The sequence below is a fragment of the Streptomyces sp. Y20 genome (assembly GCF_043195475.1).
Classification (GTDB): domain Bacteria; phylum Actinomycetota; class Actinomycetes; order Streptomycetales; family Streptomycetaceae; genus Streptomyces.
In genome coordinates this window covers 146,263-159,376 of the sequence record NZ_JBIDDP010000001.1, presented here as the reverse complement: position 1 = coordinate 159,376, position 13,114 = coordinate 146,263, and the positions used below count along the sequence as shown (strand labels likewise).

At 71.5% G+C, this 13,114-nt stretch carries 12 protein-coding genes; 4 read left to right on the top strand and 8 right to left on the bottom strand.

All coding sequences use genetic code 11. The features are described 5' to 3' along the window. Nucleotides 1-9: 9 nt before the first annotated feature. From treS to ACGFT1_RS00720, 3 genes are all read right to left on the bottom strand, one after another. On the bottom strand, nucleotides 10-1,728 hold the full coding sequence (treS, locus tag ACGFT1_RS00730) for a maltose alpha-D-glucosyltransferase (protein ID WP_373906846.1): 1,719 nt from the start codon (nucleotides 1,726-1,728) through the stop codon (nucleotides 10-12). Beyond that, nucleotides 1,725-3,716, bottom strand: coding sequence for an alpha-1,4-glucan--maltose-1-phosphate maltosyltransferase (locus ACGFT1_RS00725; RefSeq protein WP_373906845.1), 1,992 nt, complete (start codon nucleotides 3,714-3,716; stop codon nucleotides 1,725-1,727). The genes treS and ACGFT1_RS00725 overlap by 4 nt, the downstream gene beginning before the upstream one ends. Nucleotides 3,717-3,824: 108 nt before the next feature. After that, nucleotides 3,825-4,124 carry a DUF5133 domain-containing protein gene (locus ACGFT1_RS00720; RefSeq protein ID WP_373906844.1) on the bottom strand — a complete coding sequence of 100 codons (300 nt, stop codon included), beginning with the start codon at nucleotides 4,122-4,124 and terminating at the stop codon, nucleotides 3,825-3,827. 303 nt (nucleotides 4,125-4,427) lie between these two features. Between ACGFT1_RS00720 and ACGFT1_RS00715 the strand changes: the two genes are divergently transcribed. Continuing rightward, entirely contained in the window at nucleotides 4,428-4,925 is a 498-nt protein-coding gene (locus tag ACGFT1_RS00715; protein WP_373906843.1) for a pep a2, read from the top strand. After that, nucleotides 4,922-7,063: a glycogen debranching protein GlgX gene (gene glgX, locus ACGFT1_RS00710; protein WP_373906842.1), complete on the top strand. Its 2,142-nt coding sequence runs from the start codon at nucleotides 4,922-4,924 to the stop codon at nucleotides 7,061-7,063. Before ACGFT1_RS00715 ends, glgX begins: the two co-directional genes overlap by 4 nt. 82 nt (nucleotides 7,064-7,145) lie before the next feature. Here glgX and ACGFT1_RS00705 read toward each other — a convergent pair whose 3' ends face one another. Continuing rightward, nucleotides 7,146-7,952 carry a VOC family protein gene (locus ACGFT1_RS00705; protein ID WP_373906841.1) on the bottom strand — a complete coding sequence of 269 codons (807 nt, stop codon included), beginning with the start codon at nucleotides 7,950-7,952 and terminating at the stop codon, nucleotides 7,146-7,148. A 128-nt stretch (nucleotides 7,953-8,080) separates the two neighbouring features. Between ACGFT1_RS00705 and ACGFT1_RS00700 the strand changes: the two genes are divergently transcribed. Further along, entirely contained in the window at nucleotides 8,081-8,395 is a 315-nt protein-coding gene (locus ACGFT1_RS00700; protein ID WP_373906840.1) for an ANTAR domain-containing protein, read from the top strand. A gap of 14 nt (nucleotides 8,396-8,409) precedes the next feature. Here the strand turns inward: ACGFT1_RS00700 and ACGFT1_RS00695 are convergent, their stop codons facing one another. Next, nucleotides 8,410-9,207 carry an RNA polymerase sigma factor SigF gene (locus ACGFT1_RS00695; protein ID WP_373906839.1) on the bottom strand — a complete coding sequence of 266 codons (798 nt, stop codon included), beginning with the start codon at nucleotides 9,205-9,207 and terminating at the stop codon, nucleotides 8,410-8,412. Between the two features lie 432 nt (nucleotides 9,208-9,639). Between ACGFT1_RS00695 and ACGFT1_RS00690 the strand changes: the two genes are divergently transcribed. After that, on the top strand, nucleotides 9,640-10,164 hold the full coding sequence (locus tag ACGFT1_RS00690) for a hypothetical protein (RefSeq protein WP_373906838.1): 525 nt from the start codon (nucleotides 9,640-9,642) through the stop codon (nucleotides 10,162-10,164). A 25-nt stretch (nucleotides 10,165-10,189) separates the two neighbouring features. On the opposite strand, the gene hemC is transcribed toward ACGFT1_RS00690, so the two are convergent. From hemC to ACGFT1_RS00675, 3 genes are all read right to left on the bottom strand, one after another. Next, nucleotides 10,190-11,125 (bottom strand): hydroxymethylbilane synthase, encoded by a 936-nt coding sequence (gene hemC / locus ACGFT1_RS00685; protein ID WP_373906837.1) that lies wholly within the window; start codon nucleotides 11,123-11,125, stop codon nucleotides 10,190-10,192. A gap of 35 nt (nucleotides 11,126-11,160) precedes the next feature. Beyond that, a complete protein-coding gene (locus ACGFT1_RS00680; protein WP_373906836.1) occupies nucleotides 11,161-11,937 on the bottom strand; it encodes an NPP1 family protein in 777 nt (258 codons plus the stop codon). A 109-nt stretch (nucleotides 11,938-12,046) separates the two neighbouring features. Next, nucleotides 12,047-13,027, bottom strand: a complete 981-nt coding sequence (locus ACGFT1_RS00675) for an ATP-dependent DNA ligase (RefSeq protein ID WP_373907628.1) — start codon at nucleotides 13,025-13,027, stop codon at nucleotides 12,047-12,049. Between the last annotated feature and the right edge of the window lie 87 nt (nucleotides 13,028-13,114).

Genomic DNA, 13,114 nt, shown 5'->3' with positions numbered 1-13,114 from the left:
GCGCCGGGATCAGCGGCGGCGGCCGATGCGGGATGCGACTCGGGTGAGCCGGAACCAGTAGAAGCCGTGGCCCTGGAGGGTGAGCAGGTACGGCAGTTCGCCGATGGCGGGGAAGCGCACCCCGCCGATCAGCTCGACCGGGTGCCGGCCGTCGTAGGCCCGCAGATCGAGTTCGGTGGGCTGGGCGAAGCGGGAGAAGTTGTTCACGCACAGCACCAGGTCGTCGCCGTACTCACGCAGGAAGGCCAGCACGGCCGGGTTGGAGGACGGCAGTTCCGTGAACGAGCCGAGTCCGAAGGCGGGGTTCTGCTTGCGGATCTCGATCATGCGGCGGGTCCAGTGCAGCAGGCTGGACGGGGACGACATGGAGGCCTCGACGTTGGTGACCTGGTAGCCGTGGACCGGGTCCATGATCGTGGGGAGGTAGAGGCGTCCCGGGTCGCAGGAGGAGAAGCCGGCGTTGCGGTCGGGGGTCCACTGCATGGGGGTGCGCACCGCGTCGCGGTCACCGAGCCAGATGTTGTCGCCCATGCCGATCTCGTCGCCGTAGTACAGGATCGGCGAGCCGGGCAGGGACAGCAGCAGGGCGGTGAACAGCTCGATCTGGTTGCGGTCGTTGTCGAGCAGGGGCGCGAGGCGGCGGCGGATGCCGATGTTGGCGCGCATCCGCGGGTCCTTGGCGTACTCGGCCCACATGTAGTCGCGTTCCTCGTCGGTGACCATCTCCAGGGTCAGCTCGTCGTGGTTGCGCAGGAAGATGCCCCACTGGCAGCCCGAGGGGATCGCGGGGGTCTTGGCGAGGATCTCGGAGACCGGGTAGCGCGACTCGCGCCGTACGGCCATGAAGATGCGCGGCATGACGGGGAAGTGGAACGCCATGTGGCACTCGTCGCCGCCGGCCCCGTAGTCACCGAAGTAGTCGACGACGTCCTCGGGCCACTGGTTCGCCTCCGCCAGCAGCACGGTGTCCGGGTACATCGCGTCGATCTCGCGCCGGACCCGTCTGAGGAAGGCGTGCGTGGCGGGCAGGTTCTCGCAGTTGGTGCCTTCCTCGGCGTAGAGGTAGGGGACCGCGTCCAGGCGGTAGCCGTCGATGCCCAGGTCCAGCCAGAAGCGCAGCGCGGCCAGGATTTCCTCCTGCACGGCCGGGTTCTCGTAGTTGAGGTCCGGCTGGTGGGAGAAGAAGCGGTGGAAGTAGTACTGGCCGCGCACCGGGTCGAAGGTCCAGTTGGAGACCTCGGTGTCGACGAAGATGATGCGGGCGTCCTGGTACCGCTTGTCGTCGTCGGCCCACATGTAGTAGTCGCCGTACGGGCCGTCGGGGTTCTTCCGGGACTCCTGGAACCACGGGTGCTCGTCGCTGGTGTGGTTCATGACGAAGTCGATGATGACGCGCATGCCGCGCTGGTGGGCGGCGTCCACGAACTCCACGAAGTCCGCGAGGTCACCGAACTCGGGCAGCACGGAGGTGTAGTCCGAGACGTCGTAACCGCCGTCCTTCAGGGGAGACTTGAAGAAGGGCGGCAGCCACAGGCAGTCCACGCCGAGCCACTGGAGGTAGTCGAGCTTGGCGGTCAGTCCCTTCAGGTCGCCGACGCCGTCGCCATTGCTGTCGTGGAAGGAGCGGACCAGCACCTCGTAGAAGACGGCGCGCTTGAACCACTCCGGATCCCGGTCCTTGGCGGGAGTGTCCTCGAACGTGTCCGGTACGGGATCGTTGACGGTCATGACGCTGCGGGCCCTCCGATCTGGGGCGTGGATCGCCCGACGTGGAGCACGTGCGCCGGCGTCCGGCCGGGCGTGAGACGCACGTAGTTGGTCCTGCCCCAGCGGTACGTCTCGCCCGTCAGTTCGTCGTGCACGGTCAGGGCGGCGTCCCGGTCCAGGCCGAGTTGCGGCATGTCCAACGAGACCGTGGCCTCCTGGGTGTGATGCGGGTCGAGATTGACGACCACGACGACCGTGTCCGTACCCGTGCTCTTGCTGTAGGCGAGCACGGCATCGTTGTCGGTCCGGTGGAAGCGGAGATTGCGCAGGCGCTGGAGCGCGGGGTGCCGCCTTCGGGCGGTGTTGAGGCGGGTGATGAGGGGGGCGATGGTGCGGCCCTCGCGTGCGGCGGCGTCCCAGTCGCGGGGGCGCAGCTGGTACTTCTCGGAGTGCTGGTACTCCTCGCTGCCCTCGCGTACGGCGGTGTTCTCGCACAGTTCGTAGCCGCTGTAGATGCCCCAGGCGGGGGAGAGGGTGGCGGCCAGGACGGCGCGGACCTCGAAGGCGGGGCGTCCGCCGTGCTGGAGGTAGGCGTGCAGGATGTCGGGGGTGTTGGGGAAGAGGTTGGGCCGCATGTAGGCCGCCGCCTCTCCGGACAGTTCGGTGAGGTACTCGGTCAGTTCCTGCTTGGTGTTGCGCCAGGTGAAGTAGGTGTAGGACTGCTGGAAGCCGATCTGCGCCAGGGTGTGCATCATCGCCGGGCGGGTGAAGGCCTCCGCGAGGAAGATCACGTCGGGGTCCTTGCGGTTGACCTCGGCGATGACCCGTTCCCAGAACACCACCGGTTTGGTGTGGGGGTTGTCCACCCGGAAGATCCGCACGCCGTGTGCCATCCAGTGCCGCAGGACGCGGACCGTCTCACCGATGAGGCCGTCCATGTCGGTGTCGAAGGCGATGGGGTAGATGTCCTGGTATTTCTTGGGCGGGTTCTCGGCGTAGGCGATGGAGCCGTCGGGGCGGTGGTGGAACCACTCGGGGTGCTTGTCCACCCAGGGGTGGTCGGGGGAGCACTGGAGGGCGAGGTCCAGGGCGATCTCCAGGCCCAGTTCCCGGGCGCGGGCGACGAAGAGGTCGAAGTCCTCCAGGGTGCCCAGGGCGGGGTGGACGGCGTCGTGGCCGCCCTCGGGGGAACCGATCGCCCAGGGCACGCCGACGTCGTCGGGGCCGGCGGTGAGGGTGTTGTCGGGGCCCTTGCGGAACGTCGTGCCGATCGGGTGGACCGGTGGGAGGTAGACCACGTCGAAGCCCATGTCCGCGATCGCCTCCAGGCGGCGCGCGGCCGTGCGGAACGTGCCGTGGGGCTGCTCGGCGGTGCCCTCGGAGCGGGGGAAGAACTCGTACCACGAGCCGTACAGGGCCCGTTCCCGCTCCACCAGCAGTGGCATCGCCTCCGAGGCCGTGACCAGCTCCCGCAGCGGATACCGGCCCAGCAACGCCTCCACCTCCGGCGACAGCGCCGGCTTCAGACGGTGGTGGACGGAACGGGAGTCGTCGCCGAGGGCGCGCGCGGCGGCCAGCACCAGGTCCCGCTCCGGGCCCTTGGGCACTCCGGCCGCCGCCCGCTCGTACAGCTCGGCGCCCTGCTCCAGCACCAGGCCGGTGTCGATGCCGGCGGGCACCTTGACGGACGCGGTGTGCCGCCAGGTCGCCAGCGGGTGGCTCCAGGCCTCCACGCGGTAGGTCCAGCGTCCCGTCGCGTCCGGGGTGATGTCGGCGCCCCAGCGGTCGCTGCCCGGGGCGAGCTCCCGCATCGGTGTCCACGGGCCCTTGCGGCCCTTCGGATCGCGCAGGACGACGTTGGCGCCGACGGCGTCGTGGCCCTCCCGGAACACGGTGGCCGTCACCTGGAAGGTCTCCCCGGTCACCGCCTTCGCCGGGCGCCTGCCGCAGTCCACGGCCGGCCGGACGTCGCGTACCGGTACACGGCCGATGGCCGGGGTCCTGCGCATGTTTCTCACCTCCGCCGTGCGCGGAGCCGGGCACCCGGCCCGGCTCCGCGATCCGAGGTCGGGCCGGCGCGTGCCGGTCCCGAGGGGAACGCCTTGTACGGTGCCAGGTCAGGGCCTTGGCGCCGTGGAACGCCGCTCCGGTGGCGTCGCTCTTCTGGCTGCCCGGCGCGGCTGCGGCCGACCGCCCTGCTCGCGCAGATAGGTGACCAGGTTGGTGCGCAGATAGCGTTCGGCGGCGTCCGCGGCCTCGCGGGCACAGCGTTTGCCCATCAGAACGCACAGCGTGTATCCCGAGTCCTCGAACGTGGTCCGGACCGTGCGGTCGTACGGCGAGGCGAGCATCACGCGCTCCCACGCCCGGTACCGCCGCAACTGCCGGGCCACTTCGGCCTTGGCCGGTAGCAGCATGGCCCTGTTCACCTTCCACGCTCTCGACTGGGCGCGTTCCCGACGGTCGGGTGGTGTCCGCACGCGGGGAGGTACGGCACCGTTACGGCGATCGAGGCTTTCACTCATGGTGCACGCACCACGACGCAGCGTCTTGTTGGTCCTTCAACTATTCCGGGCGCCCGGTGCTCGTGTTGCACGAATGGCGTAGCAGCCTCACCGTGGAGATGACTCAGGAGCGATGAACGCTCACGCTTCGTGTCCGGGATCCCTCCCGGACGGGGTAGGGGGAGCGAGAGCTTCGCCGGTGAGGAGCAAGCGACGATGAAGACCGCAGTGCCCTGCTACTACCACCTCGACGTGGAAGTCAGCCCGGAACGGGTGGGACAGGTCAGCCGCATCCTGGCCGCCCACCTCCGCCACTGGGACCTCGACAACATCGTGGACCCCGTCTGCCGCGGCGCGGAAATGCTGCTGCGGGCGATCGACGCGCACGCCACGGACAAGCACACCTCCATCGAGATGTGGTGGAACGGCCAGCATCTCATCACGGCCTTCGGCGGCGACGACCCCGATCTGCGCCCCGACCAGGACCTGCGGGCCTGCCTGGCCGACATCGCCGCCATGAGCGACGGCTGGGGCTGCTGCGCCTCGGACTCCGGAGCCAAGATCATCTGGTTCTCGCAGCGGGCCCGCGCCGGCCAGCGCGTCCCGCTGGTGCCCACCGCCCCCGCGCCCACCCTGCGCACCGGGCTCGACGTGCCGCGCACCCAGCGCGTGGCCGTGCTCGCCGGTGACCACGCTCTGGAGGGCAGCCGGTGACCGCCCGCAAGGTCCGCGAAGGGGTGCCCGTCTGGAGCGGGCACCCCTACCCGCTGGGCGCCTCGTTCGACGGGCAGGGCACCAACTTCGCCCTCTTCAGCGAGGTCGCCGAGCGTGTCGAGCTGATCCTCTTCGACGGCGGCCGTGCGACAGCCGTCCCGCTGCACGAGGTCGACGGCTTCGTCTGGCACGCCTACCTGCCCGGTGTCGCCCCGGGCCGGCGCTACGGCTTCCGGGTGCACGGCCCCTGGCAGCCGGAGCTCGGCAACCGGTGCAACCCGGCGAAGCTGCTCCTCGACCCGTACGCCCGGGCCGTCGACGGCCAGATCGACAACCACCCCTCCCTCTACGAGCGTGACCCCGACGGCCCCGACCCGGCCGACAGCGCCGGCCACTCCATGCTGGGCGTGGTCACGGACCCGTTCTTCGACTGGGGCGACGACCGCCCGCCCAGGACGCCGTACGCGGACTCGGTCATCTACGAGGCCCACGTCCGCGGCCTCACCCGCACCCACCCCGGCGTCCCCGACCGGCTGCGCGGCACCTACGCCGGTCTCGCGCACCCGGCCGTGACCGAGCACCTGACCTCGCTCGGCGTCACCGCGGTGGAGCTGATGCCGGTGCACCAGTTCGTGCAGGACGGCGTCCTCCAGGACCGCGGCCTGGTCAACTACTGGGGCTACAACACCATCGGCTTCTTCGCCCCGCACAACGCCTACGCCGCCTTCGGCAGCCGCGGCCAGCAGGTCGACGAGTTCAAGGCCATGGTGAAGGCACTGCACGCGGCCGGCCTCGAAGTCATCCTCGACGTGGTCTACAACCACACCGCCGAGGGCAACGAGATGGGTCCCACGCTGTCCTTCCGGGGCATCGACAACGCCTCCTACTACCGCCTGGTCGACGGTGACTGGGCGTATTACTACGACACCACCGGCACGGGCAACAGCCTGCTGATGCGGCATCCCTACGTCCTCCAGCTGATCATGGACTCGCTGCGGTACTGGGTCACCGAGATGCACATCGACGGCTTCCGCTTCGACCTCGCGGCCACCCTGGCCCGGCAGTTCCACGAGGTGGACCGGCTCTCGGCGTTCTTCGATCTGATCCAGCAGGACCCGGTGATCAGCCGCGTCAAGCTCATCGCCGAGCCCTGGGACGTCGGCGAGGGCGGCTACCAGGTCGGCAACTTCCCGCCGCTGTGGTCGGAGTGGAACGGCAAGTACCGCGACGCCGTACGGGACTTCTGGCGGGCCGAGCCCGGCGCGCTCGGCGAGTTCGCCTCCCGGCTCACCGGTTCATCCGACCTCTACCAGCGCAGCCGGCGCCGGCCCCGCGCGAGCGTCAACTTCGTCACCGCGCACGACGGATTCACGCTGCGCGACCTCGTGTCGTACAACGACAAGCACAACGAGGACAACGGCGAGGGCAACCGCGACGGCGAGAGCCACAACCGGTCCTGGAACTGCGGGGTGGAGGGCGACAGCGACGATCCCGCCGTCCTGGAGCTGCGCGCCCGCCAGCAGCGCAACCTGCTGGCCACCCTGCTGCTCTCGCAGGGCATCCCGATGCTCTGCCACGGCGACGAACTCGGCCGCACCCAGCGCGGCAACAACAACGCCTACTGCCAGGACAACGAGATCTCCTGGGTGGACTGGGACCTCACCGACGAGCAGCGCGGCCTCGCCGACTTCACCCGGCACCTGATCGCCCTGCGCGCCGGGCACCCGGTGCTGCGCCGCCGCCGATTCTTCCGCGGCGACACCGTGACCAACGCCGAGCAGCCGCTGCCCGACCTGATGTGGCTGCGGCCCGACGCCCGCGAGATGACCGACCGGGACTGGCAGCGCGACGACGCTCACTCGGTCGGCGTGTTCCTCAACGGCGACGCCATCGCCGAACGCGACGCCTACGGGCGCCGCATGACCGACGACTCCTTCCTGCTGCTCGTCAACGGCTACTGGGAGCCGGTCGACTTCCGGCTGCCCGACGCCTCCTACGGCGAGCGCTGGACCACCCTGGTCGACACCGCCGACCCCGAGGGCGTCCCGGACGAACGCGAACGCAAGGCCGGCACGAGGCTCCGCGTGGAGTCCCGCAGCCTGGTTCTGCTGTCCCGCCCGTCGCGCGCCGGCGGCTGACGCGGCCGACGGCACGGATGACTCCAGGGGCCCGCGCCGGCAAGCCCCTGGGGTTCGCCGCGCCGCCGCCGGCCGGCAGCGTTCAGTGATCGCGCCGCGACGTCACCGTGAACTGCGCGCCGTCCGCGTCGCGCAGGATCGCCTCGGTCTCGTCCTCGCGCAGCACACTGCCACCGTGCTTCTCCGCCGCGCGGGCACAGCCGGCCACGTCGGTCACCGCGAAGTGGATCTGCCAGTGGGGCCGTACCGAGGGGTCCGGGGCGGCCCCCACCGCGCCCGAGTCGATGCGCGCCACCACGTCACCGCGGCTGCGCAGCACCACCTCACCGCCCTCGTACTCGACCTCGCAGCAGCCCGGCAGGCCGGATGCCCAGTCCAGGATCTCACCGTAGAAGATCGCGGCGTCGAAGGCGTCCCGGGTGTGCAGCCGCACGAAGGCCGGCGCGGCCTGCCGCCACGCCTCCCAGTTGGAGACCAGTTCGCCCTGCCAGATGCCGAAGGTGGCCCCGTCCCGGTCGGCGAGCAGCGCCGCCCGGCCGGGAGGGAAGGACAGCGGGCCGACCGCCGCCGTACCGCCGCGCTCCCGGGCCCGGGACGCGGCCACGTCCGCGTCCGGCACCGCGAAGTACGGCGTCCAGGCGACCGCCATCTGCCACATGGACGCCACGGCCGCGATCCCGGCCACCGGCACGCCGTTCGCCAGGGCGATCCGGAAGTGCTCGCCGAGGTTGGCGCCGCGCCAGCGCCAGCCCAGCACGGCCGTGTAGAAGTCCTGGGTGGCCTGGAGATCGCGGCTGGTCAGGCTCACCCAGCACGGAGCGCCGAAGACGGAGTCCGTGGAGACGATGTCTCTCCTGCGCGGTACGCCGGCGGGGGTCTCGTGGTTCATGGCAGTCGCGTCCTGCTCTCGGGGCCCGGCGGCCACCGGTCTGGCACCAGTGTCCGACCGGAAAGGGGTGGAGTGCATGCCGAGTACCCCGGGTGGCAGGGGTACAGGCCTCTGCGCAGGATGGAGGCATGGAGGAGAGCGAGCGGGACCACGTCGCCGCGCTTCAGGCGGAGGTCGGCCAGCTGAAGGAGGCGATGGTCTCGCACGCCGTCGTCGACCAGGCGATCGGCATGGTGGTCGCCCTCGGCCGACTCACGCCGGACCAGGGCTGGCAGGTGCTGAAGGACGTCTCCCAGCACACCAACATCAAGCTCCGCGACATCGCGGAGATGATCCTCGTCTGGGGCCGCCACGGGGACCTCCCCCCGCACGTCCGCGCCGAGCTCGAGGACGCCCTGGACCGGTACGGCCCCGCACAGATCCCGGGGGCGGAGGGGGCGTAGCCGGCGGTGCGCGGTCAGCGGGCGCGGGTCTGGGCGAGGAGTTCCTCGCGCAGCCGGTCGAAGCAGCCGCTGAGCAGCCGCGAGACGTGCATCTGCGAGATCCCGAGCTGCTGGGCGATCCGGCTCTGCGTCATGCCGCCGAAGAACCGCAGGTAGAGGATGGTGCGCTCGCGCTCGGGCAGGGCCGCGAGGCACGGCTTGACCGCGGCGCGGTCCACGACGAGGTCGTATCCCGGGTCGGGCGCGCCCAGGGAGTCCCCGAGGGCGTACCCGTCGGTGCCGGCCACCTCGGCGTCCAGGGACAGCGCGGAGAAGCACTCCAGCGCCTCCATGCCCGTACGCACCTCGTCCTCGGTCAGCCGCGTGTGCGCCGCGATCTCGGCGACGGTGGGCGCCCGGCCGGACGTCGTCTGCGCGAGTTCCTTGATCGCCGAACGGACGCGGTTGCGCAGGTCCTGCACCCGGCGCGGCACGTGCAGGGTCCACATGTGGTCACGGAAGTGCCGCTTGATCTCGCCGGTGATGGTCGGGACGGCGTACGCCTCGAAGGCGCGGCCACGCGCGGGGTCGTAGTGGTCGACGGCCTTGACCAGGCCCAGCGCGGCCACCTGGTAGAGGTCCTCCAGGGCCTCCCCGCGGCCGCGGAACCGCACGGCGATCCGCTCGGCCATCGGCAGCCACAGGCGGACCAGCTCGTCCCGGAGCGCCTGACGCTCGGGGCCGTCGGGCAGCCCCGCCAGCCGCTCGAAGGACCTGCCCGTGTCCGGGGCGTCGTCGTGGGGGTGGGGCTTCGTGCTGCCAGTGACACGCATGGCGTGCACCTCTTTCGGCAGGTGCTGGATGGACAGACACCGTGGGAGGTGCGCTCGGACCAGGGGGACACCGGGGCGTGCGGCCGGGCCGGCTCCCACGGACGTGCCTCCTGTCCGAAGCACTGAGGTCCGCTTTCCCGATTCTCGCGCATCTCAAAACAAATGCGTACATACCGGTTATTTCGTCAGAATATCCTGCGCCGCCGCCGCGGGCTCACCGGGCCGCGGTGCGGGCCGCTGGTCCTGCCGTCGGACGTGATGTGCGGCACGCGCGCGTACCCGGCGGTGCGGGGCCGCGGACGGATTCTTCCTGGGCAGCGCTTGATCACCGATCAACGCCGGTGAATCCCCTGGCCATAGCGCATTCTGCTCATTTGACACCGCGCTGAGCACACGGATAGACAGCAGCTCTCGAAGGTCGAGAGGGGCACCGTGTACGAGCCGAACGTGGTCGGGGACTGGCAGGAGTACGACGAGCATGCCGGTCTGCGGGTCCGCGTACACCGCCTGGAGCCGTCCGAGCCGCCGCGCGGACGCGACGACGCCGCCGCCGGACTGACGTACTTCAGCGTCCGGGTGACCGTCGAGAACCGCGGCCCGCGGCACTACGGCATCCATCTGGAGGACGGTCAGATCGACGTCCGTGTCGGTCCCGACGGCGAGGGCGCCTTCATCGACTGGCGCAACTCGCAGTTCATCGAGGGCTTCGACGTATACCCGCTGCGCCGGGCCACCGCCGTGCTCTACGCCGCCGCACCCGAGGCCGCCCTCACCCACGTGGACGTACAGGTGCAGCTGCGGGTGGAGGACGAGTGGAGCGACCGCCGGCTGTGGGCGGGCGGGATCGGTGTCGCGGACGGGACCACGGCGGCCACGCCCGCCGGTGCCGGACCGTGCGGTCTGGCCCACCAGGTCAGCGCCTTCCTGAAGGACCAGGCGGAGCCCGGCACCGCCTGAGGCGGGCGGCCCGCCCCGGCCGGGCTCAGTGCGGGATGCCGTCGATGATCTCCCGCGCGCCCTGCCGGAGCAGCGCCACCGCGACCGAGGTGCCGAGCGTGGCCGGATCCAGCCGGCCGGCCCACTCGTGGGCGTTCAGCCGGGTCTTGCCGTCCGGGGTGAACACGCAGGCACGCAGCGAGAGTTCCCCGCCGTGGTCCATGCGCGCGTACCCGGCGATCGGGCTGTTGCAGTGCCCCTGGAGCACATGCAGGAACATCCGCTCGGCCGTCGCCTCCCGGTGGGTGGCCGGGTCGCCGAGCCCGCTGACCGCGTCGATCAGCTCGGTGTCGTCCTGCCGGCACTGGAGGGCCAGGATGCCCGCGCCGATCGGCGGCATCATCGTCTCCGGCGACAGCACCTCGCTGATCACGTCCGTCCGGCCGATGCGCTCCAGGCCGGACACCGCCAGCAGCAGCGCGTCCGCCTCCCCGGCGGCCAGCTTCTCGAGCCGGCGGTTGGCGTTGCCGCGGAACGGCACGCACACCAGCCGCGGGTGGGTGGCGGCGAGCTGGGCGACCCGGCGCACCGAGGAGGTGCCGATCCGGGTGCCGGCCGGCAGCTCGTCCAGAGTCAGCCCGCCGGGGTGCACCAGCGCGTCCCGGATGTCGTCCCGCTTCAGGAACGCGGCGAACACCGTCCCGGCGGGCAGCGGCCGGTCGGCGGGCACGTCCTTGACGCAGTGCACCGCGAGATCCGCCTCCCCGGCCAGCAGGGCGGCGTCCACCTCCTTGGTGAACGCGCCCTTGCCCTCGACCTCGGACAGATCGCCCAGCCACTTGTCACCGGTCGTGCGCACAGGTACGACCTCGGTCCGCACACCCGGGTACACAGCGGCCAGTTCGGCGCGGACCCGCTCCACCTGGGCCAGGGCCATGGGGGAGTCGCGGGAGACGATACGGATGAGTTCCGGCACAGACATGGGGACACGATAGACCGCCGTGACGGCGGAGCGGTTCAGGCGCCGGGGTCGAACGGGATCCCGGACGGCTTCGCCGACGCGAGGTGGGAGGCGAAGGCCCCGTCCTTCAGGCCGAAGTGGGCGCTGCCGAAGTCGTAGGCGCTCAACTCGTCGCGCAGGCCCGCCGGATAGCCGTCCCAGCCGACCAGCGGCGGGTACTGCCAGGTGTGCCGGTGGTTCTCCGGCGGCTCGTCGTTCGTGTTGGCGAGCCGGAAGCAGTGGGTGCCGATGCCGTCCTTGTGGTAGACGACCTTCGGGTGGGTGCCCTCGAAGCGGACCTCGGAGGCCGGGTGCACGGTGAACGAGCCGTGGTTGGACGTCGACACGTACTGGACCTGCCCGTCCCGCACCCACACCGCGACGTGCTCCCAGTCGTTGCGGTGCCCGCCGATGCCGCTGCCGGGCAGCGCCTGGTCCTTCTCGAAGTACAGGCCGTAGAGGTAGGCGCACCAGCCGTTGTCGCACAGGGAGCGTGAGTAGCTGTTGGTGTTGTCGAGGTCGGAGGCGTCGTGGCAGCTGCCGTTGAGGGCGCCGGTCGGCTTCAGCCCCGGGTTGACCGTGCCGTCGGGACCTATCGCGGGCGTCGGGTAGCAGCCGTCCGTGTCGTAGTCGAAGGCGGGCTGGTACGCCAGTTCGGCGGCCCCGGCGTTCCGTGGCAGCGCCGGGGGCGGGGCGGCGAAGGCGGCGGCGGGGGAGGCGACGACCAGGGCGGCGGCGCCGGCCAGGACGGCGAACCATCTGCCGCGCCGGACGCGCGAGGTGATCGGGGACACGGACTTCCTCCAACGACGTTGGGACACAGGGGAGTTCAGCATCCCGGCCGCACACCGCGCTGCCAAGGGGGCACCGGTGTCGCGGAGATGACGTGCCGTCGGACGTCCGTCACCGGCCGAAGCTGTCCGGCAGGTCCGCAGCCGACTCCCGCGGGGTGAGGTCGGGGCGCAGCCGCAGCCAGGACGGCTGGCGCAGCAGCCCGTTGCGGGTCCGTGTGCTGTAGCTGACCTCGCCCACCAGCCGGGGCAGCACCCAGCGGGCGTCGGGGATGCGCGGCACCGGATCGAAGGGGCACCGCTCGCTCGCCGCGTCCCGCAGCAGCTCCGCCAGTTCCGCCCGTTCCGCCTCGCTCCAGCCGGTGCCGACCCCGCCGACGTACCGCAGCCGGCCGCCCGCGCGCTGGCCGGCCAGCACCGCTCCGGGCAGCCCGGCCAGCCGTCCCCTGCCCGGCAGCCAGCCGCCGACGATCACGTCCTCGGCGCGCATGTTCCGGATCTTGATCCAGGCACGGGAGCGGACCCCGGGTTCGTACACCGAGTCGAGCCGCTTGCACACCAGCCCCTCCAGGCCGTGCTCCCGGGTGGCGCGCAGTGCCTCGGCGCCGTGCCCGGTCAGCGCGCCCGGCGTCGACCAGTGGGGACCGGCCAGGCCCAGCCCCTCCAGCCGGGCCCGCCGCCGGACGTACGGCAGCCGAACCAGCGGCTGTGCCAGGTACGGCAGGTCGAACAGCACCAGGTGCGCCGGCACCTGGGCGGCCCGGCGCGCCGCCCGCGCGGGGGCGTGCGCGAGGCCCATCCGGCTCTGGAGCAGCTGGAAGTCGGCGCGCCCCCGCTCGTCCAGGGCCAGCACCTCACCGTCCAGTACGGCGGGCGTGGCACCCAGGGCGGCGCCGAGGGGCCGCAGTTCGGGGTAGGCCGCGGTGATGTCCTCCCCGGAGCGGGCACGCAGCAGCACGCTGCCGTCGCCGGGCAGGTAGACCATCACCCGCTGGCCGTCCTGCTTGGTCTCGTACGCCCACCGCTCGTCCTGGGCGGCGGAGGGCAGGCGGCCGGGGGTGGCGAGCATCGGCGGGATGAGCGGCAGGGGCACGGCGGTCACGGCAGAAGGTCTCGACCGGCCCCGGCGCCCTCACGCGCCTTTCACCCCCGGTTCCCCTGAACGGGTCCCACCGCGGGG